Annotated in this window: 1 protein-coding gene; it reads right to left on the bottom strand. The window is 37.0% G+C overall.

Annotation, left to right across the window (positions count from 1 at the left end; genetic code table 11):
- Positions 1 to 53 precede the first annotated feature (53 nt).
- Positions 54 to 506: a P44/Msp2 family outer membrane protein gene (locus OZD66_RS05650; RefSeq protein WP_275022473.1), complete on the bottom strand. Its 453-nt coding sequence runs from the start codon at positions 504 to 506 to the stop codon at positions 54 to 56.
- Between the last annotated feature and the right edge of the window lie 86 nt (positions 507 to 592).

Genomic DNA, 592 nt, shown 5'->3' with positions numbered 1-592 from the left:
GTCATAACTATATGCTGCTGGCATGCTTACCATCACTACTATAAATCCATATCTTACCTTTTTTGGACTATTATGAGAAGTGCTATACTTCCTCCACCGGCAGGAATATATCCTTCACCAGCTAGTATCTTTATTCCTGGTACAATATCTTTAAATTGGTTATCAAGGATACCAAAATAGCGTAAACCAGCAAATGCTTGAGTTTGTGCTGTAAGTTGGTGATTGATACCAAGTTTTGCTTGGTAAGCCAAGGCATATCTGGTTTTTCCTAGAAATTTAACCCTAGTTACACCTGCACCAATACCAACATATGGGGTGAATGGCATTTTTGCTATATTAAAATCACGATATACATTGACCATTCCAGCTAAGTTATTAAAACCTTCATTTTTCATCTTAAATGCAGCTCTGAACTCTGCTTCAACACTACAATTTTCTTGAATGTGAATATCAACCTTTCCACTTCTCCAAGGTGAATTGCATTCCGCTCCAGTAGACGCATCCATACGCGTCAAGTTAAGGAAATAAAGGTATGAAAGAGATAGAATAATAAGGTATAAGTTCTCCCAGATGTACTTTTAGTGAGAGAACC

Origin of the sequence: Wolbachia endosymbiont of Drosophila baimaii (assembly GCF_028982185.1) — a bacterium.
Classification (GTDB): Bacteria; Pseudomonadota; Alphaproteobacteria; order Rickettsiales; family Anaplasmataceae; genus Wolbachia; species Wolbachia pipientis.
This window is presented reverse-complemented; position numbering and strand designations above follow the sequence as displayed.

Bases quoted from the DNA above. Each gene is read 5' to 3' on its own strand.
- OZD66_RS05650 (WP_275022473.1), bottom strand. From the start codon at position 506: ATGGATGCGTCTACTGGAGCGGAATGCAATTCACCTTGGAGAAGTGGA.